The 14,532-nt window shown below is 64.5% G+C and carries 12 protein-coding genes; 7 read left to right on the top strand and 5 right to left on the bottom strand.

Going from position 1 to position 14,532, the window contains the following annotated elements:
- Nucleotides 1-108 precede the first annotated feature (108 nt).
- The 5 genes from MAFF_RS22315 to MAFF_RS22295 all read right to left on the bottom strand — a co-directional run bounded on the left by MAFF_RS22315 (nucleotide 109) and on the right by MAFF_RS22295 (nucleotide 6,821).
- On the bottom strand, nucleotides 109-1,665 hold the full coding sequence (locus tag MAFF_RS22315) for an indolepyruvate oxidoreductase subunit beta family protein (protein ID WP_010913237.1): 1,557 nt from the start codon (nucleotides 1,663-1,665) through the stop codon (nucleotides 109-111).
- Nucleotides 1,658-3,811: an indolepyruvate ferredoxin oxidoreductase subunit alpha gene (locus MAFF_RS22310; RefSeq protein ID WP_010913236.1), complete on the bottom strand. Its 2,154-nt coding sequence runs from the start codon at nucleotides 3,809-3,811 to the stop codon at nucleotides 1,658-1,660. Before MAFF_RS22310 ends, MAFF_RS22315 begins: the two co-directional genes overlap by 8 nt.
- Before the next feature lie 107 nt (nucleotides 3,812-3,918).
- Nucleotides 3,919-4,401: a MarR family winged helix-turn-helix transcriptional regulator gene (locus MAFF_RS22305; protein ID WP_010913235.1), complete on the bottom strand. Its 483-nt coding sequence runs from the start codon at nucleotides 4,399-4,401 to the stop codon at nucleotides 3,919-3,921.
- The gene (locus MAFF_RS22300; RefSeq protein WP_010913234.1) at nucleotides 4,401-5,972 is read right to left on the bottom strand and encodes a phytoene desaturase family protein; all 1,572 of its coding nucleotides are present in this window, start codon (nucleotides 5,970-5,972) and stop codon (nucleotides 4,401-4,403) included. The genes MAFF_RS22305 and MAFF_RS22300 overlap by 1 nt, the downstream gene beginning before the upstream one ends.
- A 57-nt stretch (nucleotides 5,973-6,029) precedes the next feature.
- Nucleotides 6,030-6,821: a cyclase family protein gene (locus tag MAFF_RS22295; protein ID WP_010913233.1), complete on the bottom strand. Its 792-nt coding sequence runs from the start codon at nucleotides 6,819-6,821 to the stop codon at nucleotides 6,030-6,032.
- A 120-nt stretch (nucleotides 6,822-6,941) separates the two neighbouring features.
- Here MAFF_RS22295 and MAFF_RS22290 point away from each other — a divergent pair, with 120 nt between their 5' ends.
- The 7 genes from MAFF_RS22290 to MAFF_RS22260 all read left to right on the top strand — a co-directional run bounded on the left by MAFF_RS22290 (nucleotide 6,942) and on the right by MAFF_RS22260 (nucleotide 14,470).
- On the top strand, nucleotides 6,942-8,516 hold the full coding sequence (locus MAFF_RS22290) for a phytoene desaturase family protein (RefSeq protein ID WP_010913232.1): 1,575 nt from the start codon (nucleotides 6,942-6,944) through the stop codon (nucleotides 8,514-8,516).
- 110 nt (nucleotides 8,517-8,626) lie between these two features.
- Nucleotides 8,627-10,156, top strand: coding sequence for an ABC transporter substrate-binding protein (locus tag MAFF_RS22285; RefSeq protein WP_010913231.1), 1,530 nt, complete (start codon nucleotides 8,627-8,629; stop codon nucleotides 10,154-10,156).
- A gap of 90 nt (nucleotides 10,157-10,246) precedes the next feature.
- Nucleotides 10,247-11,254: an ABC transporter permease gene (locus MAFF_RS22280; RefSeq protein ID WP_010913230.1), complete on the top strand. Its 1,008-nt coding sequence runs from the start codon at nucleotides 10,247-10,249 to the stop codon at nucleotides 11,252-11,254.
- On the top strand, nucleotides 11,220-12,089 hold the full coding sequence (locus tag MAFF_RS22275) for an ABC transporter permease (protein WP_010913229.1): 870 nt from the start codon (nucleotides 11,220-11,222) through the stop codon (nucleotides 12,087-12,089). Before MAFF_RS22280 ends, MAFF_RS22275 begins: the two co-directional genes overlap by 35 nt.
- A complete protein-coding gene (locus tag MAFF_RS22270) occupies nucleotides 12,086-12,964 on the top strand; it encodes an ABC transporter ATP-binding protein (RefSeq protein WP_010913228.1) in 879 nt (292 codons plus the stop codon). The genes MAFF_RS22275 and MAFF_RS22270 overlap by 4 nt, the downstream gene beginning before the upstream one ends.
- Nucleotides 12,957-13,793, top strand: a complete 837-nt coding sequence (locus MAFF_RS22265; protein ID WP_010913227.1) for an ATP-binding cassette domain-containing protein — start codon at nucleotides 12,957-12,959, stop codon at nucleotides 13,791-13,793. The genes MAFF_RS22270 and MAFF_RS22265 overlap by 8 nt, the downstream gene beginning before the upstream one ends.
- Before the next feature lie 77 nt (nucleotides 13,794-13,870).
- A complete protein-coding gene (locus MAFF_RS22260; RefSeq protein WP_032934004.1) occupies nucleotides 13,871-14,470 on the top strand; it encodes a VOC family protein in 600 nt (199 codons plus the stop codon).
- The last annotated feature ends 62 nt before the right edge of the window (nucleotides 14,471-14,532 follow it).

Raw genomic sequence — 14,532 nt, 5'->3', positions numbered from 1 at the left:
TTGAACATTGTTCAAGTGAAAAATGAACGACGTTCACAACTCTTTGAATGGGGCGATAACGGGGTGCGCTCTGTCAGTGTGTCACGGCGATCCGATTGCCGGGCCGGCTCAGAGCGTCGCCACGGTCTTCAGCGCACCGTCGAGCATGTCGCCCTTTTCGTCCTTCAGCGCCGCCTCGCGCAGGCGGCGGATCCAGTCGGCGGCATCGTCGCGGCCCTTGAGCATGGGAAGGGCGGAAAGCACGCGGTCGAATTTCGACTGCGCCCGGACATGGGTGTCGCTGTAGCCCTTGATCAGCCGGCGGCAATTGAGGATTTCGACGGCGAGCGCATAGTCCTGGGGCAAATATCCAAGTGCCAATGCGTACCACCGATCGAGATGCGCGGTCTCGACCTTGTGACGCAGCAGGCTGCGCCGCCAGCGGCGCAGCCCGCCGATGAACCAGAGTGCCGCGAAGCCGGCAAAGCTGTCGGTGCGGATGCGGCGGCCGTGGTTGATGCGGCGGTCGAGGAAGGCGGCAAGCTTCGGCCGGTTCTCGATGTAGCTGCCCAGCCCCGCGGGCAGCGTGCCGCAGAACTCCTCGATGCGAGGATGGAAATATTCGGTGACCTGCAGGATCGAGCCGTCCTTGACGCCGACCTCCTTGCGCACGCGCCTGTCGCGCGTCGAGCGCGTCTTCAAATCGGCGACGCGGATCATGTCGTCATAGCACAGCGCGTTGGCCAGATGCTTGGCGGCGGCGATGGACAGCGCATAAGCATGGTCGACGCTGTCCAGCGCGACGGCCTTGTCCAGCCGGTCGAGATACTCGCGCCCATAGGCGATGTCCTGGTAGTCGACGACCTTTCGCAAGCCGCGAAGCGCCATATCGCGGATGGCCACGGGCATCAGGTCGACGCGAGCGGCGAGCGCCTGCCAGCCCTGCAGGAGGCCTTGCGGGCCGCTGACGCGCCCCAGGGCGGATTCGACAATCGCCGGCTCTGCCGGCTTTGACACAGGTGCCGCCGTGCCGCGCGCGCGATCAAACGCAGCGCCAAAGGCGGCGAGGCTGGCCTTGACGCCACGGCCGCCGGCACCGATCGCCTGCTCGTAGCTTTCGCGCGTGAAAGGCAGCGCGTCCGACCCCGCCAGCGCGCCAAGCAGGCTGGCCGAGATCATCGAACCGTTGTCGGCGGCGATCTTTTCCATGTCGAAGGCTATGAAGCGTTTGGACGCCGCTTCCGCCGTGGCATGCACCTTGGAGGACGAGGCCCGGCCGTCGCCCGGCTCGATCTTTTCCGACACGGCGGCGATGCGGTGCGAAGAAGCAATCAGCGTGGTGCGCTCGGGCGTGACGAAACCACGGATGATGGCGCGGCCGGCCTCCATCAGTTCCGCCGCGATCAATATGTCGACATCGCCTTGCGAGGGCGACAGCGCGAAGACTGGCAGCCGGCCGGTGTCACGGGCCATTTCGACATAATAGATGGTGGCGCCGGTGCGCTGCGCCACGCCGGCGACCGAGGTCGACTGCGCGACATAGCCATTGCGCTCGGCGACATCGGTGATCCAGTCGGCCAGCACGCCGCCGCCCTGGCCGCCGACCGCCAGCACGGCGAGCTTGATGACACGCTCGTCATCCTGGGCGCCGGCCTTGGCGTGGAATGGCGGGACAGCGTCAAGCATCGGCGAAGGTCAGGCGCCGGCTTTCGCGGCGTCGCTGCAGAAGGCTGATCACCGCGCGACGCGTGGATTCCAGGAAACGGTCCCAGCGGCTCGGATTGTGCACGACATCGGCGCGGTAGAAGGACGGGCACAGCACGGCGGCATCAGCCACTTCACCGCAATTGCCGCAGCCGACGCAGCTCTGGTCGATAGATGCCACCGGATCGTCACGCAGCGGATCGTCAAGCGACTTCACCGACAGCGACGGGCAGCCGGAGAGCCGCATGCAGGCGTGGTCGCCAGTGCAGATGTCCTCGTCAACACCGAACTTCGGCTTTACGACTCGCTCGCCACCCTTGATCGCCTTGTCGACCAGCGGCTTTTCGCGGCGCTGGCGGTTGAGCATGCATTCGGACGAGGCGACGATGACCTTCGGTCCCTTCTCTTCCGTCGTCAGCGCTTCGCGCAGCGTGTCCTGCATCTTGCCGACATCGTAGGTGCGGTCGACATGGCGCAGCCATTTGACGCCCATGCCCTTCACCGCTTCGGTGATCGGATGCTTCGTCGACTTGGTCTTGTTCCCCGCGCGCGAGGACAGGATGTCCTGCCCGCCAGTGGCGGCCGAATAGAAATTGTCGACGATGACGATGACGCCGTCATTCTTGTTGAACACGGCATTGCCGATCGAGGAGGTGAGGCCGTTGTGCCAGAAGCCGCCATCGCCGACGAAGGAGATCGAGCGACGCTTGGCATCGGGCGAATTGAACGCCGAGGCCGAGGCCGGCCCCAGCCCGTAGCCCATGGTGGTGGCGCCGAGTTCGAAAGGCGGCATGATCGAGAACAGGTGACAGCCGATATCGGACGCGATGTGGTGCTTGCCGAGTTCCTGTTCGACCAGTTTTGTCGCGGCGAAGATCGGCCGCTCCGGACAGCCGATGCAGAAGCCCGGCGGCCTGCCCGGCACGACGTTGATAAGATCGGCTGTGTCGACGCCCTCGCCGACCTTGTTGGGCGCGCGCACCTCGCCCGGAAGCAGATGCGGCGCCTCGGCGCGCAGGAAAGCACCGATGCCGTCGAGCATGACCTGGCCGGTATATTCTCCGGCCATCGGCAGATATTCCTTGCCGACCAATCGGGTGCCACGCCCGGCCTTGTGCAGCATCGCCGCGAAGGCCTGCTCGATGTAATTGGGCTGGCCTTCCTCGACGACCAGCACCGCCTGCTTGCCTTCGCAGAAGGACAGGAACTCGTCGTCGATCAAGGGATAGACGGCGTTGAGCACGTAGAGCGGCACGTCCGTCTCGCCATAGGTGTCGGCAAGGCCGAGACGCTGCAGCGCGCGGATGACCGAATTGTACATGCCGCCCTGCATGACGATACCGACCGAGCCGTGATCCGAACCGAAGAATTCGTTGATCCTGTTCTTGGCGATGAAATCGACCGCCGCCGGCCAGCGCTTCGCCACCTTCTCCTTCTCATGCAGGAAGGAGGCGGGTGGCAGCACGATGCGGCCGGTGTCGCGGCGCGGTGCTTCCAGCGCATCGGCCACCGTCATCGGCGGGCGCTTGTTGTCCTTGGCGATGAAGTGGCCGTGCACATGGCAGCAGCGGATGCGCACCTGCAGCATGACCGGCGTGTTGGAAATCTCGGACAGTTCGAAGCCGTCCTCCACCGCCTTGACGATCGACGGCAGGTTGGGGCGAGGATCAAGCAGCCAGACCTGGCTCTTCATGGCGAAGGCATGGCTGCGCTCCTGCATGATCGAGGAGCCCTCGCCATAATCCTCGCCGACGATGATCAGCGCGCCGCCGGTGACGCCGCCGGAGGCGAGGTTGGCGAGCGCATCGGAGGCGACATTGGTGCCGACGGTCGATTTGAAGGTCGCCGCGCCACGAATGGGATAATGCACCGAGGCGGCGAGCATGGCGGTGGCGGTGGCTTCCGAGGCGCTCGCCTCGAAATGCACGCCGAGCTCGCCCAGAATGTCCTGCGCGTCGGCCAGCACGTCCATCAGATGGCTGATCGGCGCGCCCTGGTAGCCGCCGACATAGCCAACGCCGCATTGCAGCAGCGCCTTGGTGATGGCGAGGATGCCTTCACCGGCAAACTCCTCGCCGGCGCCAAGCCGCAGCTTTTCGACTTCCTTGGCAAAAGACCGTTCGGCCATTTTTCTGCTCCTTCCGTTACCGCCCGGCAATGGCGGCGCGTAGGTCTAGAGTCCTTTTTTATGCATGTCGTTTTCCCAAAACCGGATCCACTTTTGGGCGACATGCATTAGATGTCGTGCTTGCGAATGTTTTTCAGCATCTTCAAAAGCGTGGCGATCAGTGCTGCATATTCGGCATCGTCGATACCCTCGAACATCGCCTCGAAGGCGTCATGCATGGCCGGCCAGGCACGGGTGAACTCGGCGCGGCCCTCATCGGTGAGGAAGACATGGCGGATGCGGCTGTCGGTGACGCCCTGCTCGCGCCGCACGAAGCCTTGCCCCTCCAGGGTGTCGAGCGTGCGGCTCAAGGTCGACTGTTCGATGACCGTGTAGACCGATAGGTCGTTGACGGTGACGCCATCGGTGACCGATAGGACAGCCAGCGTGCGCACCTGCGGAATGGTCAGGCCCTGCTTGCGGAAATCGTCGCGCAAAGTGGCGTTGTAGCGGCCCATGATGCGGTTCATCAGATAGGGCGCGAATTGCTGCAGGCCGATCTGGCCGAGGGTCGAAATGCGCTGGCGCTTTTCCGCGACCTTCTGTTCCATCACAGCCTCCCCGCCAGAAGAAAGCCGGAACCGCCGCCGAGACCCGCGCCCGGATGGGTCGAGGCGCCGATATGGTATAGGTTCTTGATGCCGGTCTTGTGGTTGTGGCTGGTCTTGAACGGCCGCCACAGGAAGGACTGGTCGATGGTCGAGGAACCGCCATAGGGATCGCCGCCGACCAGATTGATGTTCATCGCTTCGAGGTCGGCTGGGGAATAGGCGCGGCGCGCAATGACATTGTCCTTGAAGCCGTCAATATGGCTGGCGAGGATCGCTTCGGCGCGGTCGGCATAGGCCTCGCGCAATGCGTCGGTCCATTGCCCGTCAGCCGGGGCCTGCAGCTTGCCGGCGGCATCGCCCTTGATGTGGCGCGGCGCCTCGGGCAGTTGCAGCCAGAGGATCGCCTTGCCCTCCGGACAGCGCGACGGGTCGAGCGCATGCGGCTGGCCGACGCAGATGGTCGGCACTTCCGGCAGCAAGCCGCGCACTGCCTCGTTGCAGGCTTTCGACACCCCATCCAGGCCCGGCGTCAGATGCAGCAGCGCCACCTTGTCCAGCCCTCCGCCGCGCCACACCGGCGGCTTGTCGAGGGCGTAGTGGATCTGGAAATTGCCTTTGCCGTATCGGTATTTCCGCGTTGCCTCGATATCGGCTTTGGGCGCCTCGCTGCCTAGCAGCCGGCCATAAAGCTGCGTCGGCGTGACCGAGCAGATGACGCTCTTCCTCGCATGCACCGTTTCACCCGAGGCCAGCCGCACACCGGTGGCGCGACCACCAGCCAGGATGATGGAGGTAACATCCGCTTCAGTGGCGATGACACCGCCACGCTCGGTGATCAGCGCCTCGAAGGCTGACAGCAGGTTCTTCGCCCCGCCCTTGACGATAGGGGCGCCGGCCGCCTCCAGCGCGAAGGCGATCACCTTGGCGATCTGGCCGGAGAAGGCGTCTTCCGGCCCAAGCCCGGCATGCAACACCCAGGGCGCCCAGAGCGCGCGGATGGTTTCGGACTGGTAGGTGCTTTCCAGCCAGCCGCGTGCCGGCGCCAGCGCCTCGCCGAGAAAGGCGGCAAGGCCGCGCGGGCCGCGCCGCCAGGCATCGCCGGCCAAAAGCTTGGCCGTCGGATAGGACCACAGGCTGCCGCCGAGCAGGCCGAACAGCAGGCCGGCATTGCGCTCGATGCCGCCGACATCGTCGGCATGCCGGTCGCCATCACCCGCCGCGATCGCATTGAGGGCGGCGACATTGGCGGCGCGGTCGGTGGCGAGCACCGCATGGCTGCCGTCGGGGGTGAGCACGCCTGTCGGCGTGCCGGTGTGGCAGAACTCCAGCCCGTGCCGGGCGAGGTCGCCGCCCAATGCCGCAAAGGCCGGCGAGATGATGAACAGCACGAAGGTCGTCGCCATCACATCATGGATGAAGCCGGGCGCAGTGATCTCCTCGGTGCGCATACAGCCGCCGATGCGGTCGTTGCGTTCGAGGACGAGCACCTTGGCACCCTTGCCGCCAAGCACCGCCGCGCAGACCAGCGCATTGATGCCGCTGCCGACGATGATGTGATCGGGCGCTTTCATTGAGAGTTGCTCTCGACCGTCGGGCGCATGATCTTCTCCCGAAGACCCCACCTCGCTCTATTTTCCCGAGACCAGCGCCAGTGCGCGGATCGGGCTGCCGGTGCCGTGCTCGATCTTCAGCGGTGCCGCGATCAGGATGGCGCCTTTCGGCGGCAGCTGGTCGAGGTTGCAGAGGCTGGCGAGGCCGTAGCGGTTAGCCTTGTGCATCAGCGTGTGCGCCGGGAACGGCGGCTCCATGCCGCCGGCCTTGCCGGCGTCGGTGCCGATCGTCTCCGAGCCCCAGCCCTTGATGTCCTTGGCTATCAGGTACTGGATGGCCTCGGCCGTCGGGCCGGGCGTATGCGGGCCGGTCTCGTTGGCGTTGAGGAACTCGGCTTCCGAGCCGTTGCGCTTGTACCAGTCGGTGCGCATCACCACCCACTCGCCGGCGTTAATGGCGCCGTGCTTGGCTTCCCACGCCTTGATGTGGTCGACGGTGAGCAGGAAATCGTGGTCGGCGGCGGCTTCCTTGGAGCAGTCGATGACATTGACCGGGCCGACGAAGTTCTGCGCCGGAATGGTGTCGGTGGCGCCGTCCGGATAGTCCTTGCCGGTGATCCAATGCTGCGGCGCATCGAAATGCGTGCCCGAATGCTCGCCGAGCTTCAGCCAGTTCCACGCCCACCACGGACCGTTCTTGTCATAGCGGGAGATCGAATGGATCTCGACCTTCGGCGTGTCAACGGCAAGCTCCGGCGGCAGCTTGATCAGCGGCGTGTCAGGCCCGAGTTGCGCCGAGAGGTCAACCACCTTGATGGCGCCTGACAGCAACTGGCCGGCGACTTCGCCGAGGAGTTTTTGGGTGTCCATGGTCTTCTGTTCCCTCTTTGATAGTGATGATCAAGGCTCGTCTCGGCCCTTAATATCCTACTAGACGAAAACATATGCATCTGCAATTATCTTTAAGCATAAAGGAAATGGGAACGGGGCGTGAGCGAGTTCGACGCCATCTTTGTCGGGGCGGGCCACAACAGTCTGGCATGCGCCGCGCATCTGGCGCTCAAAGGCTGGAAAACCGGGATTTTCGAGCGCAGTTCCACGATCGGCGGCGCCGTCCAGACCCGCGAATTCACCCTTCCCGGCTTCCGCCACGATTTCGGCGCGATGAATCTGAGCCTCTTTGCCGGCTCTGCCTTTCACCGGAAATATGCAAATGAATTGAAAACGCAGGGCCTGGAATTCGCGCCGGTCGCCGACTGTTTCGCCAGCGCCTTTCCGGATGGACGCTGGTTCGGCGTGAGCAACGACCTGGAAAAGACGGCGAGCCGCATGGCCGCTTTCTCCGCCGCCGATGCCGCGACATGGCGAAAGCTGGTAGCCGCCTTCCCGGGCGAGGCCGAGCATCTGTTCAGGCTGCTAGGCTCGCCGATGAGCGCCCGTGCGCTGGCCGGCACGGCGTGGAACCTGTGGCGCAAGAAGGGTGTCGCCGGCGCGCTCGACACGGGAAGGCTGTTGCTGTCCTCACCCCGCACGTGGCTGGAGGAGACTTTCGAGTCGCCTTATGTGCGGGCGACGCTCGCCACCTGGGGCATGCACCTCGACTTCGCCCCCGACATCGCGGGAGGTGCGGTGTTCCCCTATCTGGAATCGATGGCCAACCAGAGTTTCGGCATGGTGCTGGGCAAGGGCGGCGCCGACACCATCATCCGGGCACTGGCCGGCATGGTCACATCTGCCGGCGGCAAGATCGTCACCGGCGCCGAAGTGTCAGAGATTACGGTTTCCAACGGCAAGGCGACCGGGGTGCGGCTCACTTCCGGTGAAACGCATACGGCGACCAAAGCCGTTATCGCTGGCGTCGCGCCCAAGGCGCTGACCGGCACGCTGCTGCCCGGCGGTTCCGGCAATGCCGGCTTCGACACGGCGATGAAGAAGTTTCGGTACGCGCCGGGCACGATGATGATCCATCTGGCGCTGGACGAGTTGCCGGGCTGGCGCGCCGGGTCTGAGCTGCGGCAGTTCGCCTATGTGCATCTGTCACCCTCGCTCGACGCCATGTCGCGCACCTACCAGCAGGCAATGGCCGGCATGCTGCCGGACGAACCGGTTCTGGTCGTCGGCCAACCGACCGCGATCGATCCGTCACGCGCGCCGCAGGGCAAGCATGTGCTGTGGGTGCAGGTGCGCATGCTGCCTGCCGAGATAACAGGCGATGCCGGCGGCAAGATCGCGCCCGCGCATTGGGATCAGGTCAAGGACGCCTACGCCGAGCGCGTGCTCGACATCATCGAGACTTATGCGCCCGGCCTGCGGAGCAAAATCCTCGGCCGATCGGTGTTCTCGCCCATCGATCTCGAGCGCGAGAACCCGAACCTTGTCGGTGGCGATCAAGTCTGCGGCAGCCATCATCTGGCGCAGAACTTTCTGTTCCGCCCGGCGCGCGGCTATGCCGGCTGGAACACGCCGGTCGGCAATCTGCATCTGACGGGAGCCGCGACATGGCCGGGCGCCGGCACCGGTGCGGCCTCGGGTTTCATGCTCGCGCAACAGCTAGGCGGGAGGTAGGCTCCAACGATTTTATCAAGGCGACGAGAGGCAAGGCGCTGCTGCCACGAAGCCTGAACCAATGAACGGACGGTGCCGCGCAAAGACAATAACCAACAAGGGGAACGACCATGAAAATCAACAGACGCGAATTGCTGGGATACAGTGCCGCTGCACTCGGCGTGGCCGCCATTGGCTTGCCTAAAATCGCCAAGGCCGCTGCCGGCGAACTGACCATCGCCTACAATGTAAACCTGCCGTCCTGGGATCCGACCACCGGACCCTCGGCTGTCAACCCGACCATCCAGGGTCTCTACCAGTCGGTGTTCGACCAGATCATCTCGCAAAAGCCCGACCTGTCCTTCGCACCTGGCCTGCTTACCGAATGGGGCTGGAACGACGACCGCACCAAGGTGACGATGACGGTGCGCGAGGGCGTGAAATGGCATGACGGCTCGCCGTTCACGCCCGAGGACGTTGTCTGGTCGCTGCAGCGCGCGGGCGACGAAAAAACCGGCAACCCGATCCAGTTCGTATGGAAGAACGTCAACAACTTCAAGATCGACGGCAACAAGATCACGGGCGACGTGGTGCAGTTCGACCCGGTCTATTTCAAATGGATGTCGTTCCTGACCGGCTACATCCTGCCGAAGGCCTACTACGAGAAGGTCGGCGCTGAAGGTTTCGAGAAGGCGCCGATCGGCACTGGCCCCTACATGGTGGAAAAGTTCGAGCGCAACGCCTTCCTGCGGCTGAAGGCCAATCCGAACTATTGGGGCGGCAAGCCGGCTTTCGAAAATGTGACGATCAAGTTCGTCACCGACGCGGCGAGCCGCGTCGCCGAGATCGAATCCGGCTCCTCGCAGGTGACGCTCGAAATCCCCTACGAGGAATATGACCGCCTGATCGCCAAGGACGGACTTGCCGGCTCGATCAAGAATGTCTCCGACATCGGCATGATCTTCTTCAACAACAAGGATGCCATGCTCGACAAGAATGTCCGCCAGGCAGCCGTCATGGCCGTGGACAAGGAGCTTCTGGTCAAGCGGCTGCTGCGCGGCTACGGCCAGCCGATCGACACGCTGGAGACGCCGGAATACGCCGCCTACGATCCGTCGATCAAGGTCGAGCACAATCCGGAAAAGGCCAAGAAATTGCTCGCCGCCTCCGGCTATTCGACCAAGAAGCCTGCGAAGTTCACCATTCAGACGACCAAGGGCTTCAAGCCCAAGGACTACGAGATGGTGCAGGCGATCGTCGGCATGTGGCGCAAGGTCGGCATCGAGGCCGAGATCGAGGTCTACGAGATCGCCAAGCATTATGAACTGCGCGCCGCGCACAAGCTGGCGCCGGCGGCCTTCTACAATTGGGGCAATTCCATCGGCGATCCGACCACCTCGACCGGTTTCGCCATGTTCGGGCCCTCGCCGCACTCGTCCTGGAAGACCGACGACCTCGACGCCAAGATCGGCCCGCTGTGGGGCGAGAAGGACGAGGCCAAGCGCATCGCTGGCTGGAAAGCGGTCGACAAGTACATTGCCGAAGAGGCCTATGTGCTGCCGCTCATCCAGTACGCACAGCCGATCGTGCACTCGAAGAAGGTCAATGTCGTGCAGCACATTTCCGGTGCGCTGCTGCCGGCCCTGATGACCCCGGCCTGATATCGGCCTGAACTTGCCGCGCGCCGTCCATAGCGACGGCGCGCATTTTCTATCAGGCATACGAGCCAGCAGGCTCCTGCAAAGATTTACATGCTCCTGCAACGATTCCTGATCCGTCTCCTGACGATGCTGATCACGCTGTTCGGCGTGGCCGTCGTCGTTTTCGTCGTGATCCGCGTCGCGCCCGGCGATCCGATCGCCATGATGCTGCCGCCCGGCGCGACGGATGACGACATCGCCCGCCTGCGCGCACTCTACGGGCTCGACAAGACCATCGTGCAGCAATTCTTCATCTGGCTGTCCGGCGTGGTCCGGGGCGATTTCGGCACCTCGATTTCGCTCAGGCAGGATGTGCTCGGCCTCGTCTTCAACCGGCTGCCGGCCACGCTGGAGCTAGCCATCGTCGCGCTGATCATGGCAGTGACGCTCGGCGGTACGACGGCCATTCTCGGCGCGCGCGAACGCGGCACGGCGGTGGAAGCCGGCATCGACATCGCCAGCGGGGCGGCACTCTCCATTCCCGATTTCCTGTGGGGCCTGGTGCTGATCCTTTTGTTCGGCGTGCTGGTGCCGATCTTCGACATTTCCGGCCGGGTGTCGCCGCAGCTCGACCTGCCCTTCGTCACCCAGTTCTATTTCTTCGAAAGCCTGATGCGGCTGCGCTTCGACCTGACCTGGGATCTCCTCAAACACATGCTGATGCCGGCGGTGGCGCTGGCGCTGCCACTGGCGGCGATCATATCGCAACTGTTGAAACAGTCGCTGAAGGAAGTGCTCGACCTCGACTATGTCGTGCTGGCGCGAGTGAAAGGGTTTTCGGAGACGCAGGTCATCCTGCGCGAGGCGCTGAAGAATGCGTCTTTGCCGACGCTGACGCTGGTCGGCGTGCAGTTCACCTTCCTGATTGGCGGCACCGTCATCGTCGAGCGGCTGTTTTCCTATGAAGGCCTCGGCAATATGGCGATCGATGCCGTCATCAACCGCGACCTGCCGCTGATCCAGGGCATCGTGCTGGTGTTCGCGCTGCTGTTCGTGCTGATCAACCTTGCCGTCGACATGATGTATGCGCTGCTCAATCCGAGGCTGCGCCATGGATAGGGCCTCAAGACGCGGACTGAGCCCCAGGCTGTGGCTCGCCGGCGGCTGGCTGCTGCTGGCGCTGCTGGCGGCGATCTTCGCGCCGCTGGTCGCGCCGCAGGACCCGCTGGCGCAGGATCTGATGCTGGAGCGGCTGCCGCCCTTCTGGCTCGATGGCGCCGAGCCCGGCTATTGGCTGGGCACCGACAGCCTCGGCCGCGATCTGTTGTCCCGGCTGATCTTCGGCGGCCGTATCGCCTTCATCGTCGCATTCGCGGCGGCCATCGCCGCCTGCCTCGTCGGCTCGACGCTCGGGCTGATCGCAGGCTATTTCGGCGGCTGGGCGGATCGCATCATCTCGCGCATCGTCGATATCTGGATGGCGTTTCCGCCGGTGCTGTTCGCCATCCTGCTGGTGGCGGTGCTGGGCACGGGCCTCAGCTCCGTCATCCTGGCGATTGCCATCATCGACTGGACGCGCTTTTGCCGGGTGATCCGCGCCGAGGCGATGGGCCAGTCGCGCATGGATTATGTCGAAAATGCCCGCATCGCCGGCTATGGCCGCATCGGCATCATGCTGCGTGAAGTGCTGCCCAATGTGGTGCCGTCGATCGTGGCGCTGCTGTCCCTGGAGATGGGCATCGCCGTCATCGTCGAGGCGATCCTGTCCTTCGTCAACCTGTCGATCTCGACCGACGATCCGACCTGGGGCGGCATCATCGCCGAGGGCCGGCTGTCCATCCACCAGGCATGGTGGGTGCTGGTGTTTCCGCTGATCACGCTGATCCTCACCGTGCTGTCGTTCAGCCAATTCGGCGAAGCGCTGAAGGCGCGTTTCGACCCGGTGCTGCGATGAGCGCCTGTCTCGACATCGCCAATCTCAGCGCCGTGCTGCCGAACGGCCAGCGCGTGCTGCGCTCGGTGTCGCTTTCCGTGCAGCCCGGCGAGGTGCGCGCGTTGGTCGGCGAGAGCGGCGCCGGCAAGACGATGATCGGCAAGGCGGTGCTTGGTGTGTTGCCGTCGAGCGTGCGCATCGTCGAAGGCGACATGCTGCTCGAGGGCGAAGACCTCGGCAAGCTTCAGCCCAAGGCAAGGCGCACGCTGATCGGCGCACGCACGGCGCTGATCCCGCAGGATCCGCTGACCGCGCTCAATCCGTCGCGCCGCATCGGCCCGCAGATGACCGACCGGCTGGTGCGCATTCTCGGCTGGAGCGGCGAGAAGGCCGACACCCGCATCCGGCAATTGCTGGACGAGGTGCAGATCCGCGACCCCGAGCGCGTGCTGAAGAGCTATCCGCATGAGCTCTCCGGCGGCATGCGCCAGCGCGTGCTGATCGCGGCCGCCTTCGCCGCCGAACCCCGGCTGATCGTCGCCGACGAACCGACCACGGCGCTCGACGTCACCGTGCAGAAGCAGATTCTGCGCCTGATCGCCGCCTTGCAGCGCGAGCACGGCACCGCGATCCTGTTCGTCACCCATGATCTCGGCGTCGTCGCCAAGATCAGCCAGAAGGTCTCGGTGCTTTATGCCGGCAAGGTGGTGGAGGAAGCCGAAACGGCAGCGCTCTTTGCCGCCCCTCAGCACCCCTATACGCGGGCGCTGATGGCGGCGACGCCGCGCTATACCGACCCCTTCGCCTCGCTGAAACCCGTGGACGAAGCGGTGCTGGCTGGGCTTGCCGCCGAGATCGCAGCGGCAGACCTGGCGTGGAGGCGGCCCCATGGTTGAGCCGCTGTTTTCCGTGCGCGGGCTGAAGGTCGCGCTGCCTGACATGACCCGCAAGCCGCTGATCGGCCGCGCGCCGTTGGCCGAGATCCTGAAAGGGCTCGACTTCGACCTGCCGAGGGGGTCGGTGACCGGCATTGTCGGCGAGTCCGGGTCCGGCAAGTCGACGCTTGGCCGCGCGCTGGTTAGGCTGCTGGAGCCGAGCGCCGGCAGCATCAGCTTCGAGGGTCGCGACATCGCCCATCTGCCGGAGGCGGAGTTGCGGCCGTTGCGCCGTGACCTGCAGATGATCTTCCAGGATCCTATGTCGTCGCTCAATCCGCGCCGCACCATTGCCAGCATCATCGCCGCGCCGCTCAGGCAGAACGGGCTTGGCGACAATCTGAAGACCAGAGTCGCCGAAGCACTGCAGCGGGTCGGGCTGCCGCAGAGCTTTGCCAGCCGCTACCGCCACGAACTGTCGGGTGGCCAGCGCCAGCGCGTCGGCATTGCCCGCGCGCTCGCGCTGTCGCCGAAATTCGTGCTGGCCGACGAGATCGTCTCTGGCCTCGACGTGTCGACGCAGGCGCAGATCCTGACCCTGCTGGAGAAGCTGGCAGCGGAGATGGGCCTAACCGTCGCCTTCATCAGCCACGATCTGTCGGTCATCCGGCGGCTGTGCCGGCAAGTCATCGTCATGCGCGAAGGCGTAATCGTCGAGGCCAGCGCCACCGACGCGCTGTTCGAGGCCCCGAAAGAGACCTACACGCGCGACCTCATCGCGGCCATTCCGCTGCCCGAAATCGACGCCGGCTGGCTGGACATTCCGGCCGCCGCCAAAGCCCCGACATGAATGCATACGCATGCCGAAAAGCGGGTTTCGGACATGCGACCGCAAAGACCCAGGTCCCGCCAATGGAGAGGACTGACATGAAGACGATACTTCGAAATGCAACGCTTGCCGCCGCTGTCCTTGGCGGCGCCGGCATGGCCTCGGCGGATTCGATCCCCGGCATGCGCGGCCACGATCACACCGGCATCACCGTCCCCGACATGAAGCAGGCGGTCGACTTCTTCACCGAGGTGGTCGGCTGCAAGAACGCAATGTCGTTCGGCCCGTTCGCCGACGACAAGGGCACCTTCATGCAGGACCTTCTGGGCGTCGATCCCAAGGCCGTCATCGAGCAGGTCACCATGGTGCGTTGCGGCTATGGCTCGAACATCGAGCTGTTCAAATACACCGCGCCCGACCAGAAGGATCTGACGCCGAAGAACAGCGACATTGGCGGCTTCCACATCGCCCTCTATGTCGACGACGTCGCCGCCGCCAAAGCCTATCTCGATGGCAAGGGCGTCAAGACGCGCATGGGACCTCTGCCGGTCAAGGAGGGTCCCGCCGCCGGCCAGACCATTCTCTATTTCCAGGCGCCCTGGGGATTGCAGCTGGAAGCGATCAGCTACCCCGACGGTATGGCCTATGAGAAAGGTGCCGAGACGGTGCTGTGGAGCCCGAAGAACCCGGAAAAGTGATCCTTCGGCGCGCGCTTACGGGACGACACGCAAGCGCGCCGCCCGGTATCGGACAATGATTT

The sequence above is a fragment of the Mesorhizobium japonicum MAFF 303099 genome, from assembly GCF_000009625.1.
GTDB classification, from domain to species: Bacteria; Pseudomonadota; Alphaproteobacteria; order Rhizobiales; family Rhizobiaceae; genus Mesorhizobium; species Mesorhizobium japonicum.
This window is presented reverse-complemented; position numbering and strand designations above follow the sequence as displayed.

Bases quoted from the DNA above. Each gene is read 5' to 3' on its own strand.
- MAFF_RS22295 (WP_010913233.1), bottom strand. From the start codon at position 6,821: ATGGACACCCAAAAACTCCTCGGCGAAGTCGCCGGCCAGTTGCTGTCA.
- MAFF_RS22285 (WP_010913231.1), top strand. From the start codon at position 8,627: ATGAAAATCAACAGACGCGAATTGCTGGGATACAGTGCCGCTGCACTC.
- MAFF_RS22305 (WP_010913235.1), bottom strand. From the start codon at position 4,401: ATGGAACAGAAGGTCGCGGAAAAGCGCCAGCGCATTTCGACCCTCGGC.
- MAFF_RS22265 (WP_010913227.1), top strand. From the start codon at position 12,957: ATGGTTGAGCCGCTGTTTTCCGTGCGCGGGCTGAAGGTCGCGCTGCCT.
- MAFF_RS22280 (WP_010913230.1), top strand. From the start codon at position 10,247: ATGCTCCTGCAACGATTCCTGATCCGTCTCCTGACGATGCTGATCACG.
- MAFF_RS22315 (WP_010913237.1), bottom strand. From the start codon at position 1,665: ATGCTTGACGCTGTCCCGCCATTCCACGCCAAGGCCGGCGCCCAGGAT.
- MAFF_RS22260 (WP_032934004.1), top strand. From the start codon at position 13,871: ATGAAGACGATACTTCGAAATGCAACGCTTGCCGCCGCTGTCCTTGGC.
- MAFF_RS22300 (WP_010913234.1), bottom strand. From the start codon at position 5,972: ATGAAAGCGCCCGATCACATCATCGTCGGCAGCGGCATCAATGCGCTG.
- MAFF_RS22270 (WP_010913228.1), top strand. From the start codon at position 12,086: ATGAGCGCCTGTCTCGACATCGCCAATCTCAGCGCCGTGCTGCCGAAC.
- MAFF_RS22275 (WP_010913229.1), top strand. From the start codon at position 11,220: ATGCGCTGCTCAATCCGAGGCTGCGCCATGGATAGGGCCTCAAGACGC.
- MAFF_RS22310 (WP_010913236.1), bottom strand. From the start codon at position 3,811: ATGGCCGAACGGTCTTTTGCCAAGGAAGTCGAAAAGCTGCGGCTTGGC.